Raw genomic sequence first — 15884 nt, 5'->3', positions numbered from 1 at the left:
ATAACATAATGATAAATGAAAAAATTCACGCACACTTTGCCGAAAGTATTCAAACCTCAATAGTCGCAGCTGAAGCGCTACCGGAATTAATTGAAAAAGCAGTAATGTTATTGAGCAAAACACTGATCAAAGGAAATAAAATACTAGTTTGTGGTAATGGCGGCGCAGCCGCTTTGGCGCAGATTTTTGCCTCGCATCTGCTCAATAAATATGAAAAAGAACGCCCTTCTCTTCCGGCTATCGCTATTACGGCCGACTCAGCACTGTTATCAGCCATTGCCACGGACAGCCATTTTAATGAAATTTACGCAAAACAGATTGCGGCACTATCTCAAGATGGAGATCTGTTATTAGTTATCAGTCATGGGGGTAATAGCCGCAATTTAATTAAAGCCGTAGAGACCGCCTTGAGTAAAAATTTACAAATTATTATATTAAATGGCGTGGATGGGGGGGAACTTGCCGGTTTGTTAGGCTCCGATGACATAGAAATAAGAGCGCCGAGTGATAAAGGATCACGTATTGAGGAGATTCATCTTCTGGTTATTAACTGCTTGAGTGATTTGATTGATCAAGAACTTTTCCCACAACAATAAGGATTAATATGCAGAAAATATTTCTAAGCATCTTTCTTGGTACTCTGCTACTGCTGCAGGGCTGTGCCGGTGGTTTAATTGTAATGGCTGGGACTGCCGTAGCAGTAAGCAGTGATGAGCGCAGTATTTCTGAGCAGCTAAGTGATGACTCTTTATCCATGGATGCCTTATATAAAATTAATGAACTTAACATTAATAAGGAAGATATTCGTATTAACTTAATCAGTAATAGCGGTTATCTGCTGATCATAGGCCAAGTGACGAGCCAACAATGGAGTGAGAAAATAGAGAAACAGTTAAACACCTTGCCTAATGTAAAAGGTATTTATAATCAGTTAAGAATTGGTCAACCTATTGGTTTTGCGCAACAAAGTATAGACAGCTGGATCACTACCAAAGTTAAAGGCAAACTGACCGCAAATGATAATGTAAATCCCCTTAAAATAAAAGTGGCAACCGAAAATTCAGAAGTGTTTTTAATTGGTAAAGTAACGAAAGAGATGGCCGATCAAGCAACGGGTATCACCCGTCAAGTTAATGGCGTAAAACGAGTAAATCGCGTTTTTCAACTTAAATAGCTTAGGTCTAAATTAGCGTATAAAAAAAGGCTTAATCCATGATTAAGCCTTTTTTATAAGCCTGAAATAAGGGCTCTTTGCGATTATTTTTCTATTAATGAATAAATAGCTGAAGATTTACTTTTTAATTCATTACACTGCTCACACCATAAATTGGCTGCCCCACAAGCCTGTAATAGCGCAAGTTGGGACCCGCACTGCTCACATAACAAATGAAGTTTTAAGTCACTGTCGCAAGCATCACAATAATAATGTTGTTTCTGTATGCCCTTAGACTCTATTTCATAAGCACATTTAGGGCATTTTAATGCCATTATTTTTTACTTTTTTTATGAAACTTCACCAGACGTTGACGTTTATACATCTGATTTGGTGTCAATTTATTACGACGCCCTGCAAACGGGTTAGTACCTTCACGGAATTCAATACGAATCGGTGTGCCCATAATACCCAGTGAGCGGCGGAAGTAATTCATCAAATAACGTTTGTAAGAATCCGCTAATTTTTTCACTTGATTACCATGAATAACAATCAGTGGCGGATTATAGCCCCCTGCATGGGCATAACGTAATTTAACACGACGACTACCTACCATAGGAGGCTCGTGATCAGCTGCCGCCATGGTCATAATACGCGTTAAAATTGACGTAGAGATACGTTTTGTCGAAGAGTCATAGGCTTCTTCAACAGATTCATATAAATGGCCGACACCCGTTCCGTGCAGCGCAGAGATAAAATGAATTTTTGCAAAATCGATAAAACCTAAACGGCGATCCAGTTCACTTTTAACCCGCTCTTTGTCGTATTCGGTCATGCCATCCCATTTATTGACAGCAATGACTAATGAACGTCCCGCATTCAGGGTAAAACCTAACAAACTTAAATCCTGATCCGAAATACCATCTCGTGCATCAATAATCAAGAGCACAACGTTACAGTCTTCAATCGCTTGTAATGTTTTAATAACAGAGAATTTTTCAACGGTTTCGTTTACTTTTTTACGCTTGCGCACACCGGCAGTATCAATAAGAATATATTCCCGATCATCACGGCTCATGGGAATATAAATACTATCACGTGTTGTTCCGGGCAGATCGTACACAAGAACACGTTCTTCGCCTAAAATTCGATTGGTAAGCGTAGACTTGCCCACATTAGGACGGCCTATTAGAGCCAATTTAATAGGTAAAGCGGCCAGGCGTTCCTGCTCTTTTAGTAATAAAGCTTCATCTTCTTCAACAAATTCAAGACCAGTTTCCAGATCAGAAAAGTCATCTTCCTGCTCGACATCATCGAAGAAACCATCTAAGGCGATCTCAATCATCTGGCGCACACCTTTACCCTGTGCAGCCGCGATATGATAAACCTCGCCAAGTCCAAGCGCATAAAACTCGGCACAAACAGAATCGGCATCAACACCATCTGTTTTGTTAGCAACAACAAAGACTTTTTTATCTTGTTTACGCAGGTGATCTGCGATGGCTTCATCTGCAATGGTCATACCGGCACGTGCATCAACTAAAAACAAAACCGCATCGGCTTCATCAATGGCCAGTAAAGACTGACCTGCCATTAAAGCATCAATACCCTCTTCATCACCGGTAATACCGCCTGTATCAATAACGATAAATTCGTGTTCATCGATTTTCGCCTGACCGTATTTACGATCTCGCGTTAAACCTGGAAAATCCGCGACTAATGCATCACGAGTACGAGTTAAGCGGTTAAACAAAGTTGATTTACCCACATTTGGGCGGCCGACTAAAGCGACAACTGGTAACATATTTCAATCCTATCAAACAAAAAAAAGCCCCTCCGCAATAAATACGAGGGGCTGTAAGTATACAGTAAAAATGTAAGGAATTATTCTACATTTATCGATGGTTTTTCAATCGCAATTAATTTACCACTGCGAGAGAGTAAATAAAGGTGTGTTCCTGTCGTAACAGGCTCTTTATATAATCCATTAGAATCAATTTTTTGTTGCGCAGCAAACTGCCCGGTATCACGGTTGATCCAATGTAAGTAACCTTCCCCATCGCCGACAACAAGATACTCATTAGCAACAGTGACGGCGGTGACATTACGATAAGACAATTGTTCGTTTACCCAAATCTGATCGCCTGTACGGCGGTCAACAGCATACACCCAGCCTCGATAATCCGTTAAATAAAGGCGATTGCCTGATAACGTAATATTATTAAAACCAGAATACTTAGTTGACCAGAGCTGTTCACCCTTGAGCAAGTCAATGGCGGCTAAATTTCCGTTATAAGCGAGTGCAAAAATCTGACCGTTGGAGATGACAGGTTGCATATCGACATCCACAATACGATCTAATTCAGTCGCTCCATGCGGACGAGCGATTGGAAGTTGCCACAATGCCTGACCGGTCTCAAGTAAGGCTGCTGAAACAAAACCATCAGCTCGTCCGTAAATAATTCCGCCTTGAGAAATTGAAGGGGTAGAACTACCGCGTAATGTTAAATTAGGCTGTTTATTGGTCAGTGACCAAAGTTGTTCTCCGGTCTGGCTATCCAGAGCAATCAGCTCTCCACGGCTTGTATGCACAACCACTTTACCGTTTGCGTAGGCGGGTTTAGCGAGCACTTCACCACTGACGCTAGATAACCATTTTAACTCACCACTGTTTTTATCAATCGCTAAAACTTGCGCATTTTCAGTGCCGATAAATAAGGTATCCATTGCCAATGTGATACCACCGGAAAATCGTGCTGAACGGTTTAATTGATTGCTTTCATGTTCACTAAAATCATTGGACCAAAGTAATTCCCCTTCTTTTAGTGTAAAAGCTTTGATTTTTCCTTCACGAGAAGCGGCATAAATAGCATCTGAATCAACAGCAGGTTGTAATTGTGAATAATATTTATCAACACCGTTGCCCACACTTTTTTGCCAGGCAACCTTAGGTTGATAGGACGCTTCAAAAATAGGTAAGTTTGCCATCACCACAACATCTTCTTCACTATTAAAAAGCGAACAGCCCGTTAATAAAAAAGCGGTTCCCGAAATAACAGCAATACTTTTAAGCCATTTTTTCATCTGGTATCTCAATCTATTTTTCAGTTTCAAGAATTGGAGCAGCAATTTTTTTATCATTGACAGTGGCAAGATCATCAAATTGTAATTGCAAAATGGGTCCAATATTTCCCTCAATGGCATTAACCGCATCTTGAAATGCAGTACGCGCTTTTTCAATATCACCCATATTTAAATATATTGACCCTTTAACTTGATTTGCTTTCGCTAAAAAGCTGGGTTCAGTAATTAATGTCAGGGTTTTTAACGCCTGTTCATACTCACCTAGTTGGGCTTCTACGCGGGCTAATCGTAAATTAATAACGGCATTGAGCGGCGCATATTCATTTTGTGATTGCAGTTGTACAAATTGCGCTTTAGCGAGGGCGAAATCTTTTTGCTGTACTGCTTCTTTGGCAAGCAGCAAAGAGGCTAATACACCATAGTTATTATCCTGGTTGCCAGCGATAAAGGCTCTTATACTGTCAAGACCTGCTTCACCACCTTGGCTTTCAAATTTAACTAACATATCCGAATAAGCCTGCGAAGCCTCTTCTTGACCGGTGATCACCGACGCGTTATAAAAACGCCAGCCCCAAAGCCCAGCCAGTCCAATAACGGCTGCAATCATTAATGTATTGCCGTTTTCTTTCCACCATTTTTTAATCGCAATAACCTGCTGTTCTTCTGTTTCGTAACCTTCGATAATATCAACCACTGTTTATTCCTTGTTATAGATTTTTAAAGATAATGTTAAAAATAGCTAGGTAATACCTTAATTAGCTCATTCATTGCAACACTTTGTTGCTCATACTTACCTTGCAAGTCTTTTATTGTGACACAATCGCTCTCTAACTCATTTTCAGCAATGATCAGTGCCAAACGTGCACCACTTTTATCAGCGCGTTTCATCTGTTTTTTAAAGTTACCAGCACCGCAATGGTGCATCATTTTAAGCATCGGCAATTCAGTTCGAATCAGTTCTGCCACCTTAAAACCGGCTATATCTGCACCGTCACCAACAACTATACTATATATATCAACATCTTTTTTAACATCATCATTTAATGCCAGTGTTTCCAGCATCAGAATAATTCTTTCCAGACCCATTGCAAAGCCAACCGCAGGCGTTGCTTTACCACCGAGTTGTTCAACCAATCCATCGTAACGACCACCCGCACAGATTGTACCTTGCGATCCAAGGCTAGTGGTTACCCACTCAAAGACAGTACGGTTATAATAATCTAAACCACGTACTAAACGCTCATTAATAACATATTTAATACCCGCTGCATCAAGATATTTTTGCAGTTGGGCAAAGTGTTCGGCAGATTCGTCATCAAGATAGGCGGATAGTTTTGGTGCATCGACTAATAACGCTTGAATATCCGGATTTTTACTATCAAGAACACGTAATGGATTACTTACCATACGACGCTTGCTATCCTCATCCAGCTGTTCAACATGGGTCGACAAATAGACAACTAATGCTTCTTTGTATAACGCGCGCGCTTCGTTAGAGCCTAAAGAGTTCAACTGTAATTCTACCTGTTTATCTATCCCAAGCGCTCGCCATAAACGCGCTGAAAGTAAAATTACTTCAGCGTCAATATCTGCACTGCCTATACCGAAGGTCTCCACACCAAATTGGTGAAACTGACGGTAGCGTCCTTTTTGTGGGCGTTCGTGTCTAAACATCGGGCCGGTGTACCATAAACGGCGTTCCTGATTATATAATAAGCCATGCTCGTTTCCGGCACGCACGCAGGATGCGGTTCCCTCAGGACGTAATGTTAAGCTATCTCCGTTACGATCGGCAAAAGTATACATCTCTTTTTCAACAATATCGGTCACTTCGCCGATTGAACGTTTGAAAAGAGTCGTATTTTCAACAATTGGCATACGTATTTCAGAGTAACCGTAACTGCTCACGACTTGCCTGAATAATGACTCTAATTTTTGCCAAACGGGTGTTTGTTCAGGAAGGGTATCGTTCATGCCACGAATTGCTTGAATCTTTTTTGCCACAATGATTTCCACATACAGTTGAGAATAAAAGAGTGAGTCATTATAGGGACTTTTCAAATTAGATGAAACCATGCAGCGGGCTTTCTCAGACAATTTTTAATATCTTATTGACTAACTTATGAAAAATCCTGTTATTCCTTAAAAATAACAGGCTGAGTTATGCCCATGATACTTCAAGATGCAAAGTCAGCAAGGAAAATTGTGCCGAGATGCTAGGCATAAAATTGAAGTATAGTTATTCTACAGAGAGATTTTATAACAAAGCAGATTGGTAACATTTTCCTTGCCCTACGGGGTGCTAGCTCGAAAACCAGCGCTGCGTTGAACCAATCGCAAAGGGAATAACCATTTAAGATGTAAATGCTTGCATTTACATCTACCGCTAGAGGATTAACGCAGTTAATCGCTCGAAAGGTCATGTTGCGTCTTGCTCTGGTCTCCGACCTTGCGCCTGACAAAGCATCTTGAAGTAACATGGGTATAGATACCCAAATTACTTAAAAATGCAGGACACTGCATCTTTAAGTGGTTTGGTATAGCGTTAATGATTTAAACTTTTAGGATGATATTGCTCTGATCCGTACGACTGACACGGGCTCGAATTTTCGCTTCAAGCTGATCAATCACGTTATTATTATCAAAACGATCCCGTTGACGCACCCCATCTTCGTAAAAACCACTTTTATTGCTACCGCCAGTAATGCCCAAATCAGACATTAACGCTTCTCCCGGCCCATTGACGACACAACCAATAATCGAGACATCCATTGGCATAGTAATATCTTCAAGACGTTCCTCTAAAGCATTAACCGTCGCAATAACATCAAATTCTTGACGTGAACAGGTTGGACAGGCAATAAAATTAATACCACGGCTGCGAATACGTAATGATTTTAAAATATCAAAACCCACTTTAATTTCCTCTACAGGATCTGCAGCCAAGGATACTCGTAGGGTATCGCCTATGCCTTGGGAAAGTAACATACCTAAGCCAACCGCTGATTTAACCGAGCCACTGCGAAGTCCACCGGCTTCGGTGATCCCTAAATGCAGAGGTTGGTTTATCTGTTTTGCAAGCAGTTGATATGATTCAACCGCCAGCTGTGCATCTGATGCTTTTACACTCACTTTAAATTGATCAAAATTAAGCCGGTCTAAAATATCCACATGGCGTAATGCAGAATCAACCAATGCTTGTGCCGTTGGCTCCCCATATTTTGCTTGAATATCAGCTTCCAATGAGCCGCCATTTACCCCTATTCGAATAGGAATATTATGATCACGCGCACAATCAACAACGCTGCGGATGCGTCGCTCATTACCAATATTTCCCGGGTTAATGCGCAGACAATCAACGCCATATTCAGCGACTTTCAGGGCGATACGATAATCAAAATGGATATCGGCAATCAGCGGGATATTACTTAAGGCTTTAATTTCTCGAAAAGCCTCCGCAGCATTCATAGTCGGCACTGAAACGCGCACCATATCCGCACCAACCGCTTCTAAGCGTTTGATTTGTGCTACTGTTGCAGCAACGTCCGTGGTCAAAGTATTGGTCATAGATTGCACTGTAATTGGCGCATTTCCACCAACAGGTACATTACCCACCATGATCTGTTTTGATACACGACGTACAATTGAAGAAGGATGGCTCATAATACTTTTACTCTTTGCTGATAGACCACTGTTTCAAAGAATAGTCCATTTGGTAATAATATTTCCCCTCAAACCGCATTAAGATGCTCTATTCGCTTTCGAAGAAACGTCCATAAAAGACCTGCTGCTACGTCGTTAGCTGGTTTAGGATTGGGGATAGGGATAGGGATAGGTTTACTATGCAAATTTTTTCTGTTCAAACCAACACTTACTCTGGAATAGAAAACTGCAGCGTTTGTCCCGCGGTAAAATCAGGCTCGATTCTTTTTCCTTGATATTTTACTACAACAGCGCTTGGTGCACCTAATTTTATTTCAAATGGCGCGATTCCGTCGATTGACAAAATATCATCCTGTTTGTAAAGACCAAAAGCTAAACGTTCACCCGTTGCATCAACTATTTCAGTCCAACAATCTGCTGAAAAAGATAAATAAAGAGACTCACTAATAGCCGTTGGTGGCGACTCAAGCTGCTCATTATTTTCAAGCTTAACACTTATATTCTCTGTATTTATTTTATTTGCACTGCTCGTTTGATTGACTGTGCTTTCAATGACAGTCTCGTTGATATTTTTATCAACGGCTGCCTCGCTGATGGTTGTATCAACGACTGCCTTGCTGACGATTGTACCAACGACGGCCTCGCTGACGGTTGTATCAACGACTGCCTCGCTGACGGTTGTATCAACGACTGCCTCACCGATGGTTTCATCAACAGCTGCCTCGCTGACGGTTGTATCAACGACTGCCTCTCCGATGGTTGTATCAACGACTGCCTCGCTGATGGTTTCATCAACGGCTGCGCCCACAGTTGTCTCTGTTAATGCAGGCGAACCCTCGTTATTGATAGCAACCGGATTGAAAGGTTTATTTTCAATATTTTCGCTACTTTCTGCGCTGACTTTAGTCGCTGCTTCCCCCGCGAAAAATAAATCTGGCTGCTTAGCGAACACTATAGCGAGTATCGCGACTAACAATAAAGCAAGTAAAAGCCACCGGGGAATTAATCTTTTTTTGCCAGCGGGCGCCATACTAGCCGTGGCTCTAAGACTCGTGTCCCGCGCCTGATGTTTGGAAAATTGTTGGTATTCAACAAATTCATTCAAGGATTTTAAAGCGACTAATTTTGCATAGTTAGCAAGGTATCCACGTAGATAAATAGGGGCATATTTACCACTTTCAATCAAAGCAGAGATATCATCTTCCAGCTCTCTCACCACACTTTCCTTTAAATTCAAAAGATTAGCAACCTGTTCGACTGATAATGACGCTTTTAGTCTGGCATTATGCAATGCGAGACCCAGTGGGGTAACAATTTGAGGTGTGTCGTTATTCATAGTATCCATGATTTAAATAGTCTAGTGCTTGATGGGATTCGGGAAATTTTTCTAATAATATTCCGGCATATTTATTCATATTTGCATGTTGTCCGGTCGCATAGCTTAACCGAATCCATTGCCATAAACTTTCCGCAGAGTATCCTTTTTGTTTTTGATAATTGGATAAATTTAATTGTGCCTCTGTATAATTTTGTTTCGTGATATTTATCTTTGTTAGTACAAGGTTCAAATATAATTTATTCGGATTATGTGCAAGTGAAGATTGGTAATAAAATAATGCTTTCTCTAGATTTTTTATTTCTTCAGCACATAATCCCGCATTCTCATAGGTATCAGCAACATTACTATAACTAAGCTGTTCAAGTGCAGTTAAAAATGCCTTGTCTGCTTCTGCGTAACGCTTTTGCTGACACAAAAATGTACCATAATTATTGTAAGTATCCGAATTTTTGGGATCTAGGGATAGAGACTTTTTATACATCTGTTCAGCTTTTTCATTTTCCTTGACTGCTTGATAATAATAAGCAAAAACACGATAAACAGTGGCATCTTTAGGCTGGTATTCTAATGCTTTTTCAAGATTTTCTTTCGCTTGCTGCATCTGCTTATTTTCTAAATAAACGAGTGCAAGTTTCACACGTATTCTGGATGCACCCTCTGGGTCCAATGCCATTTTTTGACCCGCACCAGTATTTTTGGTAGTGGTCGTCGTTGCACTCGAAGTACAGCCCGACAAAACGAGCAAGAGCAAAATAGAAAAAAAAGTTTGACGCATATATCCCTTAAAATGGCGTTAACTAATCTAATACATCAAAGTAATAATGCACTAATTTTAGAGTTTCAAATATTCTCAAAGAAGTAATCATATTGTGACGGAAAATACCGGTTCTTTCATTCTTTTTATTGCCATAACGGCATGTCAAGCAGCTGTTCAAGTTATTGAGTCTACTTGTATCGCTACTCGACTTCAAGTTACAAATTAAGAGGAAAGCTCAGACAACTAAGCTGAGCACAATATGCAAAGAATAGCCTATCCTTTTTAAATATTGCAACCAGAGCTGCTACCGAGTTATCTGCTGTAGGAAAGTTCGATAAACAGCGATCTTATCCGTTATTCAGTTTTAATGTGAAATGCCTATTTTTAACTTTATGTCTACAATCCAGACTCTTTTTGAGCTGCTGAGTTGTGCCATTTACAATAAGACAGGCTAAAAAGTTAACCCGCGCTAATCGCGATGTTTTCACCCTGCAGGCGTTTTTTCATGGTGCGTTTAGTCCGATCAATCACATCTCCGACAAGTTGCCCGCATGCAGCATCAATATCATCACCGCGCGTTTTACGGACGGTAACGGTATAACCATATTCCATTAACACTTTATTAAAACGATCCACTCGGCTGTTGCTTGGTTTTTGGTAATCATTACCCGGGAAGGGGTTAAAAGGAATCAGGTTTATCTTACAAGGTGTATCTTTAAGTAAAATTGCCAACTCATGAGCTTGATCAGTCGAATCATTAAAATGGTCCAGCAGTAAATACTCTATATATACTTTACCACGGTTAGCCTTTGATTTTGCGATATAACGTTTCACACCCGCTAAGAAATCAGCAATATTGTACTTATCGTTAATGGGCATCATTTGAGAGCGCAATGTATCGTTGGCAGCATGCAATGAAATAGCTAAAGAAACATCAATGCGATCGCCTAAAATATCAAGCGCAGGAACAACGCCTGATGTTGATACCGTGACACGGCGTTTTGAAAGTGCATAACCAAAATCATCTAACATCAATTCCATGGCAGGAATAAGATTATTAAGGTTAAGTAACGGCTCTCCCATGCCCATCATGACCACATTAGTAATGGGCCGCTTACCGCTTTCCCCTGTTACACCGACAATTTTAGCCGCACGCCAAACTTGACCAATAATTTCGCTAACGCTTAAATTACGGTTGAATCCCTGCTGGGCAGTAGAGCAGAAATTACAGGCTAATACACAACCTACCTGTGAAGAAATGCACAAAGTCGCACGATCTTTTTCTGGAATATAGACAGTCTCAACTTCTTGATCGCCTACCGTCATAGCCCATTTTATCGTTCCATCATTACTGCGTTGTTCGACTTTAATCTCTGGTGCAACAATTTCTGCGCATTCTTTTAATTTTTGGCGCAGTTTTTTATTAACGTTACTCATCAGATCAAAATCTTCACAGCCATAATGATAAATCCATTTCATCACTTGCTCTGCACGAAAGGGTTTTTCGCCCAATTCGACAAAAAACGCACGTAAACCTTCGCGGTTCAAATCCAGTAGGTTTACTTTTTTTATATTCATGAAAGCCTCGTTAACAACAATAAATTATTCAATACTGTCAGGCTCTGTTGAACTTTCTGCAATGAAAGGTTAACAGTCCCGATATAATCAAAATTAGGAAAAGGATTGTACAAAGGTTAGACGCATTTGGCTAGGGTGAAAATAACAAATAAAAATACATTATCTAATGAAAAATCTATTTTCCTATTTAAACAACTGTCAATATTGGTATTTGTAGTTTTTTTAACCAACTGTGATAAATTTCAGGGGACAATTCATCACCCCGTCGATTAATCGTTTTTTGAATTTTCCTTGCGGTAAAAAGTCTAAATTGAGTAGCTTTTACGCATCACCGGCTCTATATCATGGATATTGACGATACTGACCGTTTGCCCTGCCTTAAGATCCGATAAAACCATTTGCCATCCTCTTTAAACCTTAATAAAAAATACAAATGCTAATTATTATCATTTATATTTAATGTTAATACAAAGACTTGCTCCGTTTAATGTTCCAGATCATCTTTATTTACAGTCTTCGATTCAAATAATAAGTGCATAACTTGAATAGGTAGAAAAAACGGTCAGCTGACTATATGCTAATCGCTTTTTCTCCGGCAAGAGATGCAACAATGAAAACATATAACCAACTGACCTACGAACAACGATGCCAGATTTATGCCTTAAAGAAAACAGGTTTGAGTCAAAATAAAATAGCAAAGCAACTAAGTGTTAGCCACTCAACGATTAGCAGGGAGTTGTCCCGTAATACAGGTAAGCGTGGTTATCGTATTCAGCAAGCTCAAATATCATCAGATAAGCGTCGATTAGCCGCTTGTAAAGCCATTAAAATGACAACAAGTCTCATTGAGTTAATTGACTCCAGAATTAAAGAAAAATGGAGTCCAGAGCAGATATCAGGCAGGCTTAGAGAGCAACAAAGCATCAATATTAGCCATGAAACCATTTATCAGCATGTTTGGTCAGATAAAAAAAGTGGCGGTAACTTATTCAAAAAATTACGTAGGAAAGGAAAAATTTACCAAACACGCAATAAAGATAAGCAAGCAGGTAGAGGGTTTATAAAGAACCGCATAAGTATTGATGAGCGCCCACAAGTTGTTGATGATAAAAGCAGAATGGGTGATTGGGAAATCGACCTGGTTATTGGCAAAGGACACAGTGGCGCGTTGGTCACTATTGTAGAGCGGAAAACTAGCTTTACGGTGTCGACACGTGTAGATGACAAATCAGCGAAAACAGTCACAGCAGCGACCATTGCTTTGTTAAAACCGTTTGAAGATTCCGTAATAACGATCACTGCGGATAATGGTAAAGAATTTGCTTATCATGAAGAAATGACTGAGAGTTTGAAATGTGATGTGTATTTTGCAGATCCTTATTGTTCGTGGCAACGAGGATTGAATGAAAACACCAATGGTCTATTACGACAATATTGGCCGAAATCAACAGACTTCAAAAAAGTATCGCAATCAGAAGTTCAAGATGTAATAGTCAAACTCAATGATAGACCAAGAAAAAAAAAAAATTACAAAACGCCAGCCAAATTAATGGCTGAACATAGAGTGGCTATAGCCGCTTAGTGGTTATGCACTTCAAAGTTGAATCTGCCAGTATTTAAAAAAGACTCTGGTAGACTTACGCTCACACAATTCAGAGAATAGGAATTCATATGGACTTCAGCGACCTTAATCTTGTTTATTCGACCGATGGTGGCAAGATTGATAATCCAAAAATTGAAAAAAAAGCAGCTAAAGGTGATGGTATTGTTCGCCTTCATCGTGAAACTAAAGGGCGCAAGGGCAAAGGAGTAACTTTAATAAAAGGGCTAGAATTGGATGAAAAAGCATTAAAAGCACTTGCCAAAGAGATAAAGAAACGCACCGGAACGGGGGGGAGTGTCAAAGATTTCGTGATAGAGATTCAGGGCGACCAACGGGAAATTATTCAACTTCTTTTAGAGCAAAAAAATTACAAGGTAAAATTAGCCGGCAGTTGATAGCAACACGAGCGGCCTTAACAGCATTAAGAAGCAGTATCTTAATCGGGTGCTACTAAGCCCATTCAAGCACTAGAATAATAGGCAGTTGGCGGGATGGTTAAGCATTTTTTTTGTTATAAAGTGCTTGAGATGAAAAATCAATGCCCTGCCAGCCGGAAATCATAAATTGGCGAATATTTTGATGATCCTTCGCCTGCGGATGTTTTAAAACATCTTCCCGGTAATAATGACCAAAACATGCCAGTACTACGAGGTTCATTCTAGCGCTAAAATAATAGTAGGCAGTTGACGGGACGATTAAGCCTTTATTTTTTATAAAGTGCTTGAGATGAAAAATCAATGCCCTGCCAGCCGGAAATCATAAATTGGCGAATATTTTGATGATCCTTCGCCTGGGGATGTTTTAAAACATCTTCTCGGTAATAATGACCAAAACATGCCAGTGTTTGTGGTGCAGTTAAATCGTGTAATTTTGCAAAAGAGAAGATCTTACATGAGCCAGAGTTTTGACCCGCTACATTTAAATGTGGACCATTTTTAAACGCAGTTTCGGTAAAATTATAATTTTTTTCAATTAAATCTAACACATCAGAGAAGGCTATCTCTTGAGGTTGATTTTTTATTTTTTCTAAAAATTCATCAAGCAACATAATAATTATCTCCCCTTTTACGAATCAAAATAAATGGTTTTATCCGCTGGCATGTTTTCGGGACTAACAGACTCACCTTGAATCACCTTCTCTTCAGAAGCCCATTCGCCAAGATCGATCAGTTGACAACGTTTACAACAAAATGGACGGTGACTGTTTTCAATTATCCATTCGACTTGTTTTTTACAGGTTGGGCAGTTAACTATCATACAAAACTCCTAGCAATATAAAACTTCTAGCAACAAATTTGCTGAAACTCAATACTGTCTGACGTATTTTTTTCACTTTCGGCGCTCATAAATCGGATTGAATAACGCTGTTTGTGACCGCTTATAACAGGATACACGGCTTGGTTTTTATCCACTTTGACAACAATAAAACCACACTTTTCAACTTCTGCCTGATAAAAACCATTTTTAGCAATCTGTTTTGTATTGATAGCTTGAGAACGCTTTATTGTTAGAAAAAATGTTAATGCTTTTTCTAAACTGGCAAAATGGCTAAACCAGGATTGTGCATCATTCTGGCGTTTTTCCAGGTCACTGGCTAACCAAAAGTGAAACTGTGGCAAATCAAAATTACAGGTACCACCGGGAATAAAAAAACGCTGTTTTAAAGAAGTTAAAAAACGGTTGTCTTTAAAAAACCGCAGTTTTTTTGACAGGCGCAGTACATCTTGAATGAGTCCCTCAATTTCTGAGATTAAATCAGTCTCTTTTTTATGATCCACTCCATCATGGTTTAACCAATTTTTCATCTGCTCAGATAACAAACGCAAATCTTTGACTAACTCATGACGAATGTCGCTACGTTCAGCTAATTCAAGCAATTCCAATAAGGCTTTAAAAAAAATAGTTGAGTCATTTACATGCTCAAAAGAGATACTCATTTTAAGCTGAGCGAAGAGAAATTCAAAACGTAAATAACTACGATTTTTCTCATTCAGAGGGTATTCAAAAGCGACCATTTTTATCTAGATATCTCGACTAAAAATGGTAACAATACAGTAAAAGTGGGCAAACAGGAAACAAATATCAGTTATTTGATTAGTTTTTCAACTTACGAAATTGAGTATCAAGCTGCTGCACAATTTTTTCTAATGCTGACCGCGCGAGATGGTTGTTATCGATAATAAAATCCGCTTTCTGCAGGCGAGTTTTCCTGTCTATTTGGCTCGCAATAATAGCATAAATAACCTCTTCACCCGCACCATCACGTGCACAAGCCCTTTTTACTTGTAAAGCAGGGCTGGCATCAACAACCAAATCATAATCGGTTAATTTATCCAAATTATTCTCAAATAATAAGGGTGCTTCCAATAAGACATAATCTCCCTTGGCCTTAGCGAGTTGATCAACTATCTGAGCGCGAATAAGAGGATGCAGTAAATTATTTATCCACAATTTTTCCTGCTCATTTTTAAAAATAAGCTCCCGTAAAAAAGGTCGATTAAGCTCCCCGCTCATCAGCACCTCATGACCAAAGTGCTGCTCGATTTCCCGCAATGCCGGTTGTCCCTTTTCAACAACCTGCCGTGCCAAAAAATCCGCATCAATAATCTGAATGCCTAATTCGGAAAAAAAACGGGACACTGTCGACTTCCCACTACCAATCCCGCCTGTCAAGCCAATAATTAATGTCATAATATTCCTTTAGACC

The 15884-nt window shown here is 39.7% G+C and carries 18 protein-coding genes; 4 read left to right on the top strand and 14 right to left on the bottom strand.

The features are described from left to right. Positions 1–8: 8 nt before the first annotated feature. Both PING_RS06210 and PING_RS06205 read left to right on the top strand, forming a co-directional pair. Positions 9–596, top strand: coding sequence for an SIS domain-containing protein (locus PING_RS06210; protein ID WP_011769574.1), 588 nt, complete (start codon positions 9–11; stop codon positions 594–596). Positions 597–604: 8 nt separating this feature from the next. Continuing rightward, the gene (locus PING_RS06205) at positions 605–1174 is read left to right on the top strand and encodes a BON domain-containing protein (RefSeq protein ID WP_011769573.1); all 570 of its coding nucleotides are present in this window, start codon (positions 605–607) and stop codon (positions 1172–1174) included. Between the two features lie 83 nt (positions 1175–1257). Here PING_RS06205 and PING_RS06200 read toward each other — a convergent pair whose 3' ends face one another. The 9 genes from PING_RS06200 to PING_RS06160 all read right to left on the bottom strand — a co-directional run bounded on the left by PING_RS06200 (position 1258) and on the right by PING_RS06160 (position 11574). After that, positions 1258–1488 carry a zinc ribbon domain-containing protein gene (locus PING_RS06200; RefSeq protein WP_011769572.1) on the bottom strand — a complete coding sequence of 77 codons (231 nt, stop codon included), beginning with the start codon at positions 1486–1488 and terminating at the stop codon, positions 1258–1260. Beyond that, positions 1488–2957 carry a ribosome biogenesis GTPase Der gene (gene der, locus PING_RS06195; protein WP_011769571.1) on the bottom strand — a complete coding sequence of 490 codons (1470 nt, stop codon included), beginning with the start codon at positions 2955–2957 and terminating at the stop codon, positions 1488–1490. Before der ends, PING_RS06200 begins: the two co-directional genes overlap by 1 nt. An 80-nt stretch (positions 2958–3037) precedes the next feature. After that, positions 3038–4237 carry an outer membrane protein assembly factor BamB gene (gene bamB / locus PING_RS06190; RefSeq protein WP_011769570.1) on the bottom strand — a complete coding sequence of 400 codons (1200 nt, stop codon included), beginning with the start codon at positions 4235–4237 and terminating at the stop codon, positions 3038–3040. 13 nt (positions 4238–4250) lie between these two features. Next, positions 4251–4931 (bottom strand): tetratricopeptide repeat protein, encoded by a 681-nt coding sequence (locus PING_RS06185; protein ID WP_011769569.1) that lies wholly within the window; start codon positions 4929–4931, stop codon positions 4251–4253. Positions 4932–4966: 35 nt separating this feature from the next. Continuing rightward, complete coding sequence (gene hisS / locus PING_RS06180; protein ID WP_041766975.1) at positions 4967–6241, bottom strand: histidine--tRNA ligase; 1275 nt, start codon at positions 6239–6241, stop codon at positions 4967–4969. 549 nt (positions 6242–6790) lie between these two features. Then, positions 6791–7900 (bottom strand): flavodoxin-dependent (E)-4-hydroxy-3-methylbut-2-enyl-diphosphate synthase, encoded by a 1110-nt coding sequence (gene ispG, locus PING_RS06175; RefSeq protein WP_011769567.1) that lies wholly within the window; start codon positions 7898–7900, stop codon positions 6791–6793. 208 nt (positions 7901–8108) lie between these two features. Beyond that, a complete protein-coding gene (locus PING_RS06170) occupies positions 8109–9236 on the bottom strand; it encodes a RodZ domain-containing protein (protein ID WP_011769566.1) in 1128 nt (375 codons plus the stop codon). After that, positions 9229–10014: a type IV pilus biogenesis/stability protein PilW gene (gene pilW, locus PING_RS06165; RefSeq protein ID WP_011769565.1), complete on the bottom strand. Its 786-nt coding sequence runs from the start codon at positions 10012–10014 to the stop codon at positions 9229–9231. The genes PING_RS06170 and pilW overlap by 8 nt, the downstream gene beginning before the upstream one ends. Positions 10015–10455: 441 nt before the next feature. Beyond that, complete coding sequence (locus PING_RS06160; RefSeq protein WP_011769564.1) at positions 10456–11574, bottom strand: bifunctional tRNA (adenosine(37)-C2)-methyltransferase TrmG/ribosomal RNA large subunit methyltransferase RlmN; 1119 nt, start codon at positions 11572–11574, stop codon at positions 10456–10458. Positions 11575–12184: 610 nt separating this feature from the next. Between PING_RS06160 and PING_RS06155 the strand changes: the two genes are divergently transcribed. After that, positions 12185–13156, top strand: coding sequence for an IS30 family transposase (locus PING_RS06155; RefSeq protein WP_041766039.1), 972 nt, complete (start codon positions 12185–12187; stop codon positions 13154–13156). An 89-nt stretch (positions 13157–13245) separates the two neighbouring features. Then, positions 13246–13572: a stress response translation initiation inhibitor YciH gene (gene yciH, locus PING_RS06150; protein WP_011769562.1), complete on the top strand. Its 327-nt coding sequence runs from the start codon at positions 13246–13248 to the stop codon at positions 13570–13572. Positions 13573–13672: 100 nt separating this feature from the next. Here the strand turns inward: yciH and PING_RS06145 are convergent, their stop codons facing one another. The 5 genes from PING_RS06145 to coaE form a co-directional block, all read right to left on the bottom strand. Continuing rightward, complete coding sequence (locus PING_RS06145; protein WP_083761723.1) at positions 13673–13834, bottom strand: HopJ type III effector protein; 162 nt, start codon at positions 13832–13834, stop codon at positions 13673–13675. A 46-nt stretch (positions 13835–13880) separates the two neighbouring features. Then, on the bottom strand, positions 13881–14225 hold the full coding sequence (locus PING_RS06140; RefSeq protein ID WP_041766036.1) for a HopJ type III effector protein: 345 nt from the start codon (positions 14223–14225) through the stop codon (positions 13881–13883). Positions 14226–14242: 17 nt separating this feature from the next. Next, positions 14243–14434 carry a DNA gyrase inhibitor YacG gene (gene yacG, locus PING_RS06135; RefSeq protein ID WP_011769561.1) on the bottom strand — a complete coding sequence of 64 codons (192 nt, stop codon included), beginning with the start codon at positions 14432–14434 and terminating at the stop codon, positions 14243–14245. Positions 14435–14460: 26 nt separating this feature from the next. Beyond that, positions 14461–15192, bottom strand: a complete 732-nt coding sequence (gene zapD, locus PING_RS06130; RefSeq protein ID WP_011769560.1) for a cell division protein ZapD — start codon at positions 15190–15192, stop codon at positions 14461–14463. Positions 15193–15271: 79 nt separating this feature from the next. Further along, positions 15272–15868 (bottom strand): dephospho-CoA kinase, encoded by a 597-nt coding sequence (gene coaE, locus PING_RS06125; protein WP_011769559.1) that lies wholly within the window; start codon positions 15866–15868, stop codon positions 15272–15274. Between the last annotated feature and the right edge of the window lie 16 nt (positions 15869–15884).

The sequence above is a fragment of the Psychromonas ingrahamii 37 genome, assembly GCF_000015285.1.
Classification (GTDB): Bacteria; Pseudomonadota; Gammaproteobacteria; order Enterobacterales; family Psychromonadaceae; genus Psychromonas; species Psychromonas ingrahamii.
The sequence above is the reverse complement of the archived record's forward strand: the minus strand, read 5'-3'. Positions and strand labels throughout refer to the sequence as shown.